This is a genomic window from Nocardiopsis sp. NPDC050513 (genome assembly GCF_044457925.1).
Classification (GTDB): Bacteria; Actinomycetota; Actinomycetes; order Streptosporangiales; family Streptosporangiaceae; genus Nocardiopsis.
This window is the reverse complement of sequence record NZ_JBITHK010000005.1, coordinates 396,245-409,696: the sequence shown is the minus strand read 5'-3', so window position 1 is coordinate 409,696 and position 13,452 is coordinate 396,245. Positions and strand designations below refer to the sequence as shown.

General features: G+C 72.6%; 18 protein-coding genes. 17 read left to right on the top strand and 1 reads right to left on the bottom strand.

Annotation, left to right across the window (positions count from 1 at the left end):
* Nucleotides 1-19 precede the first annotated feature (19 nt).
* From ACIBFB_RS12110 to ACIBFB_RS12060, 11 genes are all read left to right on the top strand, one after another.
* Nucleotides 20-1,102: a histidinol-phosphate transaminase gene (locus ACIBFB_RS12110; RefSeq protein WP_397229138.1), complete on the top strand. Its 1,083-nt coding sequence runs from the start codon at nucleotides 20-22 to the stop codon at nucleotides 1,100-1,102.
* A 38-nt stretch (nucleotides 1,103-1,140) separates the two neighbouring features.
* Entirely contained in the window at nucleotides 1,141-1,734 is a 594-nt protein-coding gene (gene hisB, locus ACIBFB_RS12105) for an imidazoleglycerol-phosphate dehydratase HisB (RefSeq protein ID WP_397229136.1), read from the top strand.
* Complete coding sequence (locus tag ACIBFB_RS12100; protein WP_397229134.1) at nucleotides 1,735-1,896, top strand: hypothetical protein; 162 nt, start codon at nucleotides 1,735-1,737, stop codon at nucleotides 1,894-1,896. It begins immediately after the preceding gene.
* Between the two features lie 180 nt (nucleotides 1,897-2,076).
* Entirely contained in the window at nucleotides 2,077-2,733 is a 657-nt protein-coding gene (gene hisH, locus ACIBFB_RS12095; protein ID WP_397229132.1) for an imidazole glycerol phosphate synthase subunit HisH, read from the top strand.
* Between the two features lie 46 nt (nucleotides 2,734-2,779).
* Nucleotides 2,780-3,532, top strand: a complete 753-nt coding sequence (gene priA / locus ACIBFB_RS12090) for a bifunctional 1-(5-phosphoribosyl)-5-((5-phosphoribosylamino)methylideneamino)imidazole-4-carboxamide isomerase/phosphoribosylanthranilate isomerase PriA (RefSeq protein WP_397229130.1) — start codon at nucleotides 2,780-2,782, stop codon at nucleotides 3,530-3,532.
* The gene (hisF, locus tag ACIBFB_RS12085) at nucleotides 3,529-4,302 is read left to right on the top strand and encodes an imidazole glycerol phosphate synthase subunit HisF (RefSeq protein WP_397229128.1); all 774 of its coding nucleotides are present in this window, start codon (nucleotides 3,529-3,531) and stop codon (nucleotides 4,300-4,302) included. The genes priA and hisF overlap by 4 nt, the downstream gene beginning before the upstream one ends.
* A gap of 188 nt (nucleotides 4,303-4,490) precedes the next feature.
* Nucleotides 4,491-4,688, top strand: a complete 198-nt coding sequence (locus ACIBFB_RS12080) for a hypothetical protein (protein ID WP_116245207.1) — start codon at nucleotides 4,491-4,493, stop codon at nucleotides 4,686-4,688.
* On the top strand, nucleotides 4,689-4,913 hold the full coding sequence (locus tag ACIBFB_RS12075; protein ID WP_397229125.1) for a type II toxin-antitoxin system HicA family toxin: 225 nt from the start codon (nucleotides 4,689-4,691) through the stop codon (nucleotides 4,911-4,913).
* Nucleotides 4,914-4,936: 23 nt separating this feature from the next.
* Nucleotides 4,937-5,068, top strand: coding sequence for a hypothetical protein (locus ACIBFB_RS12070; RefSeq protein ID WP_397229123.1), 132 nt, complete (start codon nucleotides 4,937-4,939; stop codon nucleotides 5,066-5,068).
* A gap of 256 nt (nucleotides 5,069-5,324) precedes the next feature.
* Nucleotides 5,325-7,337, top strand: a complete 2,013-nt coding sequence (locus tag ACIBFB_RS12065; protein ID WP_397229121.1) for an ABC transporter ATP-binding protein — start codon at nucleotides 5,325-5,327, stop codon at nucleotides 7,335-7,337.
* Nucleotides 7,334-9,187: an ABC transporter ATP-binding protein gene (locus tag ACIBFB_RS12060; protein WP_397229119.1), complete on the top strand. Its 1,854-nt coding sequence runs from the start codon at nucleotides 7,334-7,336 to the stop codon at nucleotides 9,185-9,187. Before ACIBFB_RS12065 ends, ACIBFB_RS12060 begins: the two co-directional genes overlap by 4 nt.
* A gap of 28 nt (nucleotides 9,188-9,215) precedes the next feature.
* Here ACIBFB_RS12060 and ACIBFB_RS12055 read toward each other — a convergent pair whose 3' ends face one another.
* Nucleotides 9,216-10,217 carry a sugar isomerase gene (locus ACIBFB_RS12055; protein ID WP_397229117.1) on the bottom strand — a complete coding sequence of 334 codons (1,002 nt, stop codon included), beginning with the start codon at nucleotides 10,215-10,217 and terminating at the stop codon, nucleotides 9,216-9,218.
* Between the two features lie 139 nt (nucleotides 10,218-10,356).
* Between ACIBFB_RS12055 and hisI the strand changes: the two genes are divergently transcribed.
* The 6 genes from hisI (at nucleotide 10,357) to ACIBFB_RS12025 (ending at nucleotide 13,443) form a co-directional block, all read left to right on the top strand.
* Nucleotides 10,357-10,701 (top strand): phosphoribosyl-AMP cyclohydrolase, encoded by a 345-nt coding sequence (gene hisI / locus ACIBFB_RS12050; protein ID WP_397229115.1) that lies wholly within the window; start codon nucleotides 10,357-10,359, stop codon nucleotides 10,699-10,701.
* Nucleotides 10,698-11,396, top strand: a complete 699-nt coding sequence (locus ACIBFB_RS12045) for a Trp biosynthesis-associated membrane protein (RefSeq protein WP_397229113.1) — start codon at nucleotides 10,698-10,700, stop codon at nucleotides 11,394-11,396. The genes hisI and ACIBFB_RS12045 overlap by 4 nt, the downstream gene beginning before the upstream one ends.
* Complete coding sequence (locus ACIBFB_RS12040; RefSeq protein ID WP_397229111.1) at nucleotides 11,396-11,710, top strand: HGxxPAAW family protein; 315 nt, start codon at nucleotides 11,396-11,398, stop codon at nucleotides 11,708-11,710. The genes ACIBFB_RS12045 and ACIBFB_RS12040 overlap by 1 nt, the downstream gene beginning before the upstream one ends.
* 267 nt (nucleotides 11,711-11,977) lie before the next feature.
* The gene (locus tag ACIBFB_RS12035) at nucleotides 11,978-12,391 is read left to right on the top strand and encodes a CD225/dispanin family protein (RefSeq protein ID WP_397229109.1); all 414 of its coding nucleotides are present in this window, start codon (nucleotides 11,978-11,980) and stop codon (nucleotides 12,389-12,391) included.
* A 100-nt stretch (nucleotides 12,392-12,491) separates the two neighbouring features.
* Nucleotides 12,492-13,013 (top strand): DUF2752 domain-containing protein, encoded by a 522-nt coding sequence (locus tag ACIBFB_RS12030; RefSeq protein WP_397229107.1) that lies wholly within the window; start codon nucleotides 12,492-12,494, stop codon nucleotides 13,011-13,013.
* Between the two features lie 85 nt (nucleotides 13,014-13,098).
* Nucleotides 13,099-13,443, top strand: a complete 345-nt coding sequence (locus ACIBFB_RS12025; protein ID WP_397229105.1) for a CD225/dispanin family protein — start codon at nucleotides 13,099-13,101, stop codon at nucleotides 13,441-13,443.
* Nucleotides 13,444-13,452: the final 9 nt, after the last annotated feature.

The following is a 13,452-nucleotide window of genomic DNA, read 5'->3' as shown; positions in this document are numbered from 1 at the left end:
ACACCAAGAGCGTGCAACCGTGAGCTTCACACTGAACGACCTGCCCCTCCGCGAGGACCTGCGCGGCCAGTCGCCCTACGGCGCGCCGCAGCTGCCCGTGGACGTGGCGCTCAACACCAACGAGAACCCGTACCCGCCCTCGCCGCGGCTGGCCAAGGCGCTGGCCGAAGCCGTCGCCGACACCGCGCTGGGCCTCAACCGCTACCCCGACCGCGACGCCGTGTACCTGCGCGAGCGGCTCGCCGACTACCTCGGGCACGGGTTGGACGCCCGCCAGGTGTGGGCGGCCAACGGGTCCAACGAGATCCTCCAGCAGATCCTCCAGGCCTTCGGCGGCCCCGGGCGCACCGCGATGGGCTTCGAACCCTCCTACGCCATGCACCCGGTCATCTCGCGGGGCACCAACACCGGATGGGTGTCCGTACCCCGCGACGACCGGTTCCGGATCGACGTCGACGCCGCCCTGGCCGCGATCGCCGAACACCGGCCCAGCATCGTCTTCCTCACCTCGCCCAACAACCCCACCGGCACCGCACTCGGCATCGACGAGATCAGGCGTGTCGCCGAGGCGGCCCCGGGCGTGGTCGTCGTCGACGAGGCCTACGCCGAGTTCCGCCGCGAGGGCACGCCCAGCGCCCTGACCCTGCTGCCGGAGCATCCCCGGCTCGTCGTCTCGCGCACCATGTCCAAGGCCTTCGCCCTGGCCGGCGCCCGCCTCGGCTACCTCGCCGCCCACCCGGCCGTGGTCGACGCCCTCCAACTGGTACGCCTGCCCTACCACCTGTCCGCCGTCACCCAGGCGGTCGCCACCACCGCGCTCGACCACGCCGACGAACTCCTCGCCGCCGTCGCCGACCTGCGCGCCGAACGCGACCGCCTCGTCGACTGGCTGCGCGAGCAGGGCCTGTCCGTCGCCGACTCCGACGCCAACTTCGTGATGTTCGGCGAGTTCGAGGACCGCACCGAGGTGTGGAACGCCATGCTCGACCAGCAGGTCCTCATCCGCGAGGTCGGCCCGCCCGGGTGGCTGCGCGTCACCGTCGGCACGCCCGACGAGATGGCCGCCTTCCGCCGCGCGCTGCTCCAGGCCACAGGCCGCTGAACGGCCGCCACGCTCCAACCACCACCGAGAGAGTCACCATGAGCCGCACCGGACGCGTCGAACGCACCACCAAGGAAACCAAGGTCCTGGTCGAGATCGACCTCGACGGCACCGGCGTCGCCGACGTCTCCACCGGCGTCGGGTTCTTCGACCACATGCTCGACCAGCTCGCCAAGCACGGCCTGTTCGACCTCACCGTGCGCACCGAGGGCGACCTGCACATCGACTCCCACCACACCATGGAGGACACCGCGCTCGCCCTGGGCGCCGCCTTCCGCGAGGCGCTCGGCGACAAGCGCGGCATCCGCCGCTTCGCCGACGCCAAGGTGCCCCTGGACGAGGCCCTCGCCGAGGTGACCGTCGACGTGTCCGGCCGCCCCTACCTCGTGCACAGCGAGCCCGAGGGCATGGCGCCGACCATCGGCCGCGACTACGACACGACCATGACCCGCCACATCCTGGAGTCGTTCGTGGCCCAGGCACGGGTGGCCCTGCACGTGCGCGTGCCCTACGGACGCAACGCCCACCACATCGTCGAGTGCCAGTTCAAGGCCCTGGCCCGCGCCCTGCGCGCCGCGACCGAGAACGACCCGCGCGTCACCGACATCCCGTCCACCAAGGGCGCCCTGTAGATGGACACCACCCTGTGGGGAGTGCTCCTCCTCGTCCTGGGCGGTTTCCTCATCGGGGGCGCGTACTCCCTGTGGAAGGCCAACCGGACCGTCGCCGTCGGACTGGGCGTGTGCGCGGCCCTCGCCGTGGCCGCCGGCGTGCTCCGGTTGGGCTACCTTTAGGGCGTGTGTGGCGGACACATACCCTGCTGCGCGACGCCCCAGCACAACTCTCGCTGCGTTCTCATCAGTCGACAGCACACCCAGGCTGACTCCTTCTTCGGCCTTGCGACAGCCGCACTGGATGCGCCGCTCGCGACGGGCAGCATCCACCACACACGCCCTAGCGGAAAGGCAGGCTTCATGCCGTCACGAGTGGTCGTCTTCGACTACGGATCGGGCAACCTGCGTTCGGCGCAGCGCGCCATGGAGCGCACCGGCGCGGACGTGACCGTCACCTCCGACCCGCACGCCGCCCTCGACGCCGACGGGCTCGTCGTCCCCGGCGTGGGCGCGTTCAGCGCCTGCATGTCCAGCCTGCGCGCGGCGGGCGGCGACCGGATCATCGGCAAGCGCGTGGCCGGGGGCCGCCCCGTCCTGGGCATCTGCGTGGGCATGCAGGTCCTCTTCGAGCGCGGCGTCGAACAGGCCGACGTGCACGCCGAGGACGTCGCCACCGAGGGCTGCGGCGAGTGGCCCGGCACCGTCGAGCGCCTGCGCGCGCCGGTCGTCCCGCACATGGGCTGGAACACCGTCCGCCCGCCCGAGGACACCCGGCTGTTCGCCGGGACCGGCCCCGAGGACCGCTTCTACTTCGTGCACTCCTACGCCGTGCGCACCTGGGAGTTCACGCCCACCAACGAGCGCATCCCCGCCCCGGGAGTGACCTGGTCCGAGCACGGCGAGCCGTTCGTGGCCGCGGTCGAGAACGGACCCCTGTGCGCCACCCAGTTCCACCCGGAGAAGTCCGGCGACGCGGGCGCCCGCGTGCTGGCCAACTGGGTGGGCACGCTCGGGTGACCCCGGCACGCCACCGACTCCTCAGTACCGACCACGAGAAGGCTCCATGACTGACACCGCGCCGTCCACCGCACTCGAACTGCTGCCCGCCGTGGACGTGGCCGGCGGGCAGGCCGTCCAGCTCGTCCAGGGCGAGGCGGGCTCCGGCGGCCGCTACGGCGACCCGCTCACCGCCGCCACGCGGTGGCAGGAGGCCGGAGCCGAGTGGATCCACCTGGTGGACCTCGACGCCGCCTTCGGCCGCGGCCACAACCGGGACCTGCTGCGCGGGATCGTCGGCCGCCTGGACGTGAAGGTGGAGATGTCCGGCGGCATCCGCGACGACGAGTCGCTCGCCGCCGCCCTGGCCACCGGGTGCACCCGCGTCAACATCGGCACCGCCGCCCTGGAGAACCCCGAGTGGTGCGCCAAGATCATCGCCGAGCACGGCGACCGCATCGCCATCGGCCTCGACGTGCGCGGCTCGACCCTGGCCGCCCGCGGCTGGACCCGCGAGGGCGGAGACCTGTTCACCACCCTGGAGCGGCTGGAGTCGGAGGGCTGCGCCCGCTACGTCGTCACCGACGTCAACAAGGACGGCACCCTCAAGGGCCCCAACCTCGACCTGCTGCGCTCGGTCTGCGCGCGCACCGACAAGCCCGTCGTGGCCAGCGGCGGCGTGTCCAGCCTCGCCGACCTCACCGCCATCGCCTCGCTCGTCCCCGAGGGTGTGGAGGGCGCCATCATGGGCACGGCCCTGTACGAGGGCGCCTTCACCCTGGAGGACGCCCTGGCCGCGGTGCGGGGGGAGCAGCCGTGAGCCTCGCCATCCGAGTCATCCCCTGCCTGGACGTGGACGCCGGGCGGGTCGTCAAGGGCGTCAACTTCGAGAACCTGCGCGACGCGGGCGACCCGGTCGAGCTCGCGGGCACCTACGACGCGGGCGGCGCCGACGAACTCACGTTCCTCGACGTCACCGCGTCCAGCGGCAACCGGGAGACCACCTACGACGTGGTGCGCCGCACCGCCGACCAGGTGTTCATCCCGCTGACCGTCGGCGGCGGCGTGCGCACGGCCGAGGACGTCGACCGCCTGCTGCGCGCGGGCGCGGACAAGGTCGGCGTCAACACCGCCGCCATCGCCCGCCCCGAGCTCATCGAGGAGATCGCCGAGCGCTTCGGCCGCCAGGTCCTGGTCCTGTCCGCCGACGTGCGGCGCGTCCGCGACGGAGACCGGCCCACCCCGAGCGGTTTCGAGGTGACCACCCACGGCGGACGCCGGGGCACCGGCATCGACGCCCTGGAGTGGTGCGAGCGCGCCGCCGACCTCGGCGCGGGGGAGATCCTGCTCAACTCCATGGACGCCGACGGCACCAAGGAGGGCTTCGACCTGGAGCTCATCCGCGGCGTGCGGGCGCGCGTGCACGTTCCGCTCATCGCCTCCGGGGGAGCCGGGGCCGTCGAGCACTTCGCCCCGGCGGTCGCCGCGGGTGCGGACGCGGTCCTGGCCGCGACCGTCTTCCACTTCGGCGAGTTCACCATCGCCGACGTCAAGGCGAGCCTGCGCGAGGCCGGGTACGCCGTGCGCTGACTCCGGCGCCCGCCCACGCGCACGAGCGCCGACGGGCGCCGAGGTGAACGATTCGCGCCCGGTTCGGCCACGGTCGAACCGAGCGCGGGAACGTGGTGCGGATCCGCTTCATCGGCCTGTGGAAAACCCGGATGCCGCGGCGACGGCGTGGCATCCTGAACGGAAGAGGTAGGAGAGGAGCCGCCGCCATGACCGCCCACATCGACATCGAGATCTCCGTGGCCACTGACGAAGACGGCGCCTGGTGCGCCAGAGCCGAGGTCACGGGGGGTGGTACGGCCTACGGCGAGGGTGACACCAAGGCGGAGGCACTCGCTGACCTGCGTGCGGGTCTGGCCGCCCTGTTCGAGGTCATCGAACTCCCGGACGTGGAGGTGGCGGCGTAGGTGCCACCGCTCCCCTCGCTCCCCCCTCGTGTCGTCGTCAAGGCACTCGCGAAGGTCGGCTACACGCTCGACCGTGTCACCGGCAGCCATCACGTCCTGGTCCACCCCGACAGACCACCCGTGTCCGTACCCGTCCACAAGGGCCGAGACATGAAGAAGGGAACGCTGCGCGGGATCATCCGGGACGCCGACCTGACCGAGGCGGAATTCCTCAAGCTCATCTGATCGATCAGCCCGGGTCGAAGCGCGTGGCCCGCTCCACCTACCGGCCCCTGACAGCGGTACGCGGAGCCCAGGACGACCTGGGCGCCGGGGTCGACGGCGTCGTCGGCCCGAACACCTTCCGTGCCCTGATCACCTACCAGGACTACGACCGCTGACCGCCGCCCCGGCACCGCCCGCGGCCACGCGGATCGCGCCCCGGCCGAGTGGCCGACCGCACCCCGGAACCGGACAGCAACGGAGGAATAGCCCCGACACGTCCGGCGCTGAAACAACTCGGTGGAACCTGTCGGCACCCGCGGATAGGTTGACCGACGAACGCCCCGCCCGCCTCCGGCACGACCGGAGCCACGCGGGGCGTCGGCGGTCGGCCCCTGACGGGCCGATCCGCACACAGACGTGAACGGGGGGCGTATGGCGCAGGCAACGACGACCGCGGAACAGCGCGAACGGGAGGACACCGCCCCACCCCGCCCCCGCGATGACACCTCCGAGACCGGTACCTCCGGACCCGGCGGCGACCACACCCGCGTCTTCACCCGCGGCCTGCGCGTCCTGGGCGCCGCCATCCGCACCGAACCCTGGGTGTTCCTCGTCGCCGTCGTCGGCGCCATGCTCCACGCCGCGATCACCGTCGGCTCCGCCTCCGTCCTCGGATACCTCACCGACAACACGATCCTGCCCGCCTTCGAGAACGGGGCCACCACCGCCGCGGCCCTCCTGGGCGCGGCGGCGCTCCTCCTCGCCGTCGGACTCGGCAAGGCCGTCGGCCTGGCCCTGCGCCGCCTCTACGCCGGACTCATGCAGTTCCGCATGCAGGCCCGCTTCCGCCGCGCCGTCGCCCGCAAGTACCTCGACCTCCCCCTGGCCTGGCACCACCGCCACCCCACCGGACAGCTGCTGTCCAACGCCAACGCCGACGTCGAGGCCGCCTGGCAGCCGCTCGCACCGCTGCCCATGGCCGTCGGCTCCGTGTTCATGCTCGGCACGGCCGCCGTCGCCATGGTGGTCACCGACCCGGTCCTCGCCCTCGTCGCCTTCGTCGTCTTCCCCCTGCTCACCGTCGCCAACGTCGCCTTCCAACGCCGCGTCTCGCCCATGGCCTCACGTGCCCAGGCCCTGCGCGCCGAGGTCAGCGGCGTCGCCCACGAGTCCTTCGACGGCGCCCTCGTCGTCAAGACCCTCGGCCGCGAGGACACCGAGACCGAACGCTTCACCGAGGCCGCCCACCGCCTGCGCGACGCCCTCATCCAGGTCGGCCGCATGCGCTCCCTGTTCGACCCCTTCATGGAGGCCCTGCCCAACCTCGGCGTTCTCGCCGTCCTCCTCCTCGGCATGTGGCGGCTGTCCACCGGCGCGGTCGACCCCGGCGAACTCGTCCAGATCGCCTACCTGTTCACCCTCATGGCGCTGCCCATCCGCTCCTTCGGGTGGCTCCTGGGCGACCTGCCCCGCAGTGTCGTCGGCTGGGACCGCGTCCAGTCCGTCCTGCGCGCCGAGGGCGGCATGAGCCACGGCGAGCGCACCCTGGACGCGACCCCGACCGGTGTCGCCCTCACCGCGCGCGACGTCACCTTCTCCTACGCCGACGGATACGACGCCGACGGCCGCGTCCACGACCTCATGGACACCGCCGACGACCAGGCCCGCACCACCGTCCTCAACGGCGTCGACCTCGACATCGCCCCCGGCCGCACCGTCGCCCTCGTCGGACCGACCGGGTCGGGCAAGTCCACGCTGACCACCGTGCTCATGCGCCTGGTCGACCCCGACTCCGGCACCGTCGCCCTCGACGGCGTCGACGTCCGCGACCTCGCCCGCGACCAGATCCCCCTGCACGCCGCCCTCGTCCCGCAGAGCACCTTCGTCTTCGAGGACAGCGTCCGCGACAACATCACCCTCGGCGCCGCCGACATCGACGACGACCAGGTCTGGGACGCTCTGCGCCTGGCCCGCGCGGACGGGTTCGTCCGCGAACTCGACGGGGGCCTCGACGCCCGGCTCGGCGAGAAGGGCACCACCCTCTCCGGCGGTCAGCGCCAACGCCTCGCCCTGGCCCGCGCCGTCGTCCGCCGGCCCCGCCTGCTCATCCTCGACGACGCCACCTCGGCCGTCGACCCGCAGATCGAGGCGCAGATCCTCGGCGGGCTCCGCGAACGCGACGACGCCGCCACCGTCGTCGTGGTCGCCTACCGCCGCGCCACCATCGAACTCGCCGACGAGGTCGTCTACCTGGAGGGCGGCCGGGTCCTGGCCCGCGGCACCCACGACGAGCTCCTGGCCGCCTCACCCGGGTACACCAGGCTCGTCACCGCCTACGAACGCGCCTCCGCGGAGAACGGCGCCGCGCGCACGCCCACGCCCGAGCAGCCAGCACCACCCGCCGCCCACCGCCAGCCCGTCGTCACCGAGGAGACCAGCCGATGAGCGCACCCGCCCAGCCCCGCACCGGGCAGCGGCCGGGCCCGGAGACCGACGACCGCGCCCGGGCCGACCAGGTCACCGCCCCCGCGCTCAGCCGCTCCCAGGACTCGGCCGTCCAGACCCTGCGCCGCGGACTCCAGCTGTCCCCGGAGTTCGCCCACGGCCTGTGGCTGACCCTCGTGCTCGCCGTCGTGGCCACCGCGGGCAAGATCATCGTCCCGGTCGCGGTGCAGCAGATCATCGACAACGGGCTCTCCGGCACCGGCGGCCCCGACCTCGGCTTCGTCACCCGCATGGTCGGCGCGTGCGCCGCGCTGCTCGTGGTCACCATGGTCTGCTCCTACCTGATGAACCTGCGCCTGTACCGGGCCACCGAGTCCGGACTGGCCACCCTGCGCCGCAAGGCCTTCCGCCACGTGCACGACCTGTCCGTGCTCACCCAGAACAGCGAACGCAAGGGCGCCCTGGTCTCCCGCGTCACCGGCGACGTCGACCAGATCAGCACCTTCATGCAGTGGGGCGGTCTGCTGCTCATCGTCAGCACCGGCCAGCTGCTCGTGGCCACCGCCCTCATGGCGGTCTACTCCTGGCAGCTCACGCTCGTGGTGTGGATCTGCTTCCTGCCGCTGCTCTTCGGCGCCCGCTGGCTCCAGAAGCTGCTCTCGCGCGCCTACCTCAAGGTCCGCGAGCGCACCGGCGACATGCTCGGCGTCATCGGCGAGACCGTCATGGGCGCCGCCGTCATCCGCGCGCACGGCACCGAGGAGCGCACCGCCCAGCGCATCGACACCACCGTCCTGGCCACCCGCCGCTCCCAGGTCAGGGCCCAGCGGCTGTCCATGGCCGTGTCGCCCTTCGCCGAGATCGTCGCGGCCGTCGGCAACGTCGCCGTCGTCCTGGTCGGCGTCTGGCTCGGGATCGACGGCCAGCTCACCGCCGGACAGCTCGTCGCCTTCCTCTTCCTCATGACCCTGTTCGTCATGCCGATGATGATGGCCACCGAGATCTTCAACGAGGCGCAGAACGCCATCGCCGGATGGCGCCGCGTCCTGGGCGTCCTGGACACCGTCCCCGACATCGCCGACCCCGGCGAGGCCGGGCACGTTCTGCCGCGCGGCCCCGTCAGCGTCCGCTTCGACGACGTCACCTACGCCTACCCCGACGGCCCGGTCGTCCTCGACGCCGTCGACGTCCGGATCACCCCCGGCACCCGCCTGGCCGTCGTCGGTGAGACCGGCTCGGGCAAGACCACCTTCGTCAAGCTCCTCACCCGCCTGATGGACCCGGTGGACGGCCGCGTCCTCCTCGACGACGTCGACCTGCGCGAGGTGGCCTTCTCCTCCCTGCGCAGCCGCGTCGTCATGGTGCCGCAGGAGGGCTTCCTGTTCGACAGCTCCCTGGGCGACAACATCCGCTTCGCCCGCCCCGAGAGCACCGACGCCGAACTGGAGGCGGCCATCGCCGAACTCGGTCTCAGCGACTGGCTCGCCAGCCTGGCCCACGGCCTGGACACCCCGGTGGGCCAGCGCGGCGAGTCACTGTCGGCGGGGGAGCGGCAGCTCGTCGCCCTGGTCCGCGCCTACGTCGCCGACCCCGACCTGCTCGTCCTGGACGAGGCCACCTCCGCCGTCGACCCGCACACCGAGGTCCGCATCCAGCGTGCCCTGGACCGGCTGACGCGCGGGCGGACCTCCGTGGCCATCGCCCACCGCCTGTCCACCGCCGAGGCCGCCGACCGCGTCCTCGTCTTCGACCAGGGCCGCATCGTCCAGAGCGGCACCCACACGGAACTCGTCGGCCGACCGGGCGTCTACGCCGACCTGTACGCCTCCTGGGTGCGTTCCTCGGCCTGACCCGGGCCGCGCCCGCCGCAGCGCCGGGTCAGCGCCCGGAGGCGTGCCACCAGTGCGCCGCCACCAACTCCGCCACCAGCGGCTCCACCAGCAGGTTGACGTCCGGGTCCGTGTCACCCGGATACCGCACGGTCAGCTCCGCCCCCGGAACGCTCTCGCGCCCGGGGGTGGGGCCCACGGCCACGAACCGGCCACGGAGCTGTCCCAGGTGCTCGGCGAACCGCTCGTCGTAGGCCGAACCGGCGAACAGCAGCGCGCGGTAGTCGGTCACCGCCGCCAGGAACCGGTCGGTGTGCGACCACTCGCCGGTCTCGACCGCGTGCGCCACCCGCACCGGCCCGCCGCGCATCACCCGAACCCCCTGCCCCGCCGACGACAGCCGCTCGGCCGGAGCCACCAGGTGCACACCGTCCGGGGAGTCCAACGCCCGCGCCGCCTCGGGAACCCAGCGCGGCGCCTCGGCCAGCAACGCCCGCGTCGCGTTGGCCGCCCTGTGCAGCAGCCCCGGAAAGTTCCGGCTGCTGCCCGACACCGGAGCGCCCAGCCGGTGCCCCAGCAACAGGGTCAGCGCCATCGCGTGTGGAAAGGCCCCGCACCCCAGCCCGGCGGACTCGGCGCCCGCGTGCAACGGCACCACCAGATCCGCCAGACCCGTCACCAGCGCGTCCGGATCGGGCGTGAGAACGATCACCGGCGACCGCGCGACGTACCGGTCCAACACCGTGGCCAGCTCACGCTGGCCGCCGCCCAGACTCACCCCCACCACCAGCGTCTCCGGACCGGCCGGGGGCTCCTCCGCGGACGAGGCGCGCTCCGCGCTCGCGGCGACGCCCGCCCTGCGCAACCGCGCCGCCGCCGTCTCGCACACGTGCCGGGCCGCGCCCAGGCCGAGCAGCCGCACCGCCGCGGGCTCGTCCTCCAGCAGCGCGGGCAGCGCCGCGTAGGGGTCCCATCGGGGGAAGCGTTCGGCGAGCGCGGTCAGTACGGCGGGCTTGTCCGCCAGGTCGGCGGACAGGGACTCGGCGGTCACGGGACTCCCATCATGCGGGACCGTCGGAACGGGACGGTGACGGACGCACGAACTCTACGCCCCGCTCCGCCGCGACGGCGCCGACACGAAAGGCCGGGCCGGTGCGCGACGGCGGCGAGGCGGCCCTAACCTGGGGAGCATGAGCGTCTCCAGTCTCGACCCGGACATCGCAGCGCGCCTGAAGCGGACCCCGGACGGGCTCGTGCCCGCCGTCGTGCAGCAGCACGACACCGGGGAGGTCCTCATGCTCGCCTGGATGGACGACGAGGCACTCCACCGCACCCTGACCACCGGCGCCGCCACGTACTGGTCGCGCAGCCGGGGCGAGTACTGGGTCAAGGGCGCCACCTCCGGGAACACCCAACGTGTGGTGTCGGTCGCACTCGACTGCGACGGCGACACCCTCCTGGTCCGCGTCGACCAGACCGGGGCCGCCTGCCACACCGGCGACCGCACGTGCTTCGACGCCGGACGGCTCCTGTGAGTTCCGCCGAATCCCGCACCCGCGCGCGCCGCGAGTACGCCGTCGCCACCCTGGCCCTCGCGGCCGGCGGCGGACTGCTGCTCGCCGCGGGCGGGCGGCTCTGGGCCACCGGCGAGTTCACGGTGCCCGGTCCCGTCGCGCCCGCGCCCGTCGAACTGACCGGGGGCGACCTGACCGGTGCTTTCGCCGGGATCGGCTGGGCGGCGCTGGCCGCGATCGCGGGTCTGTACGCCGGCCGCGGCTGGGCGCGCCGCGCCGTCGGAGCGCTCGTCGCCCTGGGCGGGGCCGTCGCGCTCGGCGCCGTGTGGTCCGCCACACGGCCCGGCGCTCTGGCGGGCGCGCTCGCCGACCGCGCGGCCGAGACCGCCGGCGCGGCACAGGCCTCGGCCGACCCGCGGCTGCTGGTCCTCGGGCCGCTCATGGCGGCCGGAGGGGCGCTGCTCGTCGCGCTCGTGGGAGCGTTCGCGGCCGTACGCTCGCCCGCCTGGCCGGGTATGGGGACCCGGTACGATCGGGACGCCACACCGCGTTCGACCCGGGCGGACACACCCGCCGACCTGTGGAGATCGTTGGACGCCGGTGACGACCCCACCCTGGACGGCCAGGGGGGCGCCGTCGCGACCGACACCGCCGCGGACGGCACCGCACCCGCACCGCTGGCAGCAGGGCCAGCCGAACCGAAGGAGAACCACTGATGGCTGACGAACACCACGACGACCACGGCAACACCGTCTCCGCCTGGTTCCTCACCCTCTCCTGGATCGTCGCCTGGTCCGTCGCCGGATTCGCCATCATCTTCGGGGGCGGGCTGGTTCTGTGGACCGTGATCGCCCTCGGCCTGAGCGTGGTGTTCGCCATCATCGCCGGTGTGATGAAGAAGGCGGGGCTGGGCCGCAAGGAGCCGCGCCCGGTTCCTCCCACGCGCGAGCAGTGGGAGGCCGCGCGCAAGGCCGAGACCACGAACACGACCACGAACCGTGCGGTCGCCGCTACTGCGGGTAAGGCCTGAGGCTTGTCTCACCACACGCAGTTCGCGCAGGTCACAACGAGTGCGTAACGAAAAATGGACGTAGGTCCGGTGGGGCGGGTACATTCTCCCCACCGGCCCGGCCCACCGTGTCGGTTTCCGCCGGTTGGTGTCTGACCGATCTGGCATGATTTCAGCGTGCGGCGTGTGTATCCGCCGGTCCATCGACCCTGCCCCCGCATCGGACCCCTCCGTGCTGGCGCGCGCCGCAACTTCCCTTCAGTCCGCTTCAGGAAAGACGTTTCGAACATGAGCTACGGTCCCCCGCCCCCCGGCAACCCCGGCCCGCCCCCGCCCCCCGGCGGCGGCTACGGCCCGCCCCCGCCCCCCGGAGGTACCGGCGGCTACGGGGCGATGCCGCCCGGCGGCTACCAGGGCGGCCCCACCGGTGAACGCCCGAAGAACTACCTGGTGCACAACATCCTCGGTATCTTCGGCTGCGGCATCATCGGCATCATCGGCCTGATCTTCGCGATCCAGGTCAACGGCAAGTGGGACTCCGGTGACTACGCCGGCGCCGAGTCCGCCGCCAAGACCGCCAAGATCATGGGGATCATCGGCCTGGTCGGCTTCATCCTCGCGGCCATCTTCTGGGTCCTCTACATCATCTTCGGGGTGATCCTGGTCGGGGCCACCGCCACGAGCGGATACAGCAGCTACTAAGCCAGCACGCATCCGCTGCTCCTGCCCCCGGCCACCTCGGTGTACGGGGGCAGACTCGTGTCCCGACCCCTCCGCCGCCCCGACCCGAACGCGTAGGCTGGTGCCCGTGCAACCTCAGCAGCCCGACCGGCCCGTGGGCCCCCGAACCCTGGCCGTCGCCCCCCGCTCCCTCCCCGACCGGGTACGCCACCGCGTCCGCTCGCTGCACCCGGTCGTCTGGCCCGCCGGACTCGGCGCGCTGGGGCTGGTCGGAGCCACCGTCCTCCACTTCGTGGACCCCAACGAGCCGGGGAACTACCCCACGTGCCCCTGGCTCCTCCTGACCGGGACCTACTGCCCGGGCTGCGGAACGATGCGCGCCGTCGCCCTCGTGACCCACGGGGACGTCCTCGGGGCCGCCAGCATGAACCCCCTGCTCGTGTTCGGCTTCGCGCCGTTCCTGGCCTACAGCTACCTGCGGTGGTTCGGCGACAGCCTGAACAGACGCACGACACCCCGCAGAGCCGGCCCGATGTGGGCCTACTGGACCGTCATCGTCTCGATCCTGGCGTTCTGGGTGCTGCGCAACCTGCCGTGGTTCGATGTCCTGGCTCCGGGAGTCCCACTCTTCCCCGGCTGGTGACGCACGGGAGCCCGTCCCAACCGGGAACCCGTGCCCGGGCCTCCGCGTCCAACGTGAACACACCCACGATCCGAAGGAACACCCCATGAGCTACGGTCCCCCTCCGCCCGGCGGCTACGGCACCGGTGGCTACGGCGCGACGCCCCCCGCCGCGGAGCCGCCCAAGAACTACCTCGTGCACAACATCCTGGGCATCCTCAGCTGCCTGACCCCGGTGGGGATCATCGGCCTCATCTTCGCGCTCCAGGTCAACAGCAAGTGGACCATGGGCGACTACACGGGCGCCGAGGAATCCGCCAAGATCGCCAAGATCATGGGGATCATCAGCCTCGTCGCGTTCATCCTCGGCATCGTCGGCATCGTGCTGTACTTCCTCGTCATCGTGTTCTTCATCGGCGTGGCGGCGACGGCGCCCACCACGACCTACTAGCCTCGGACG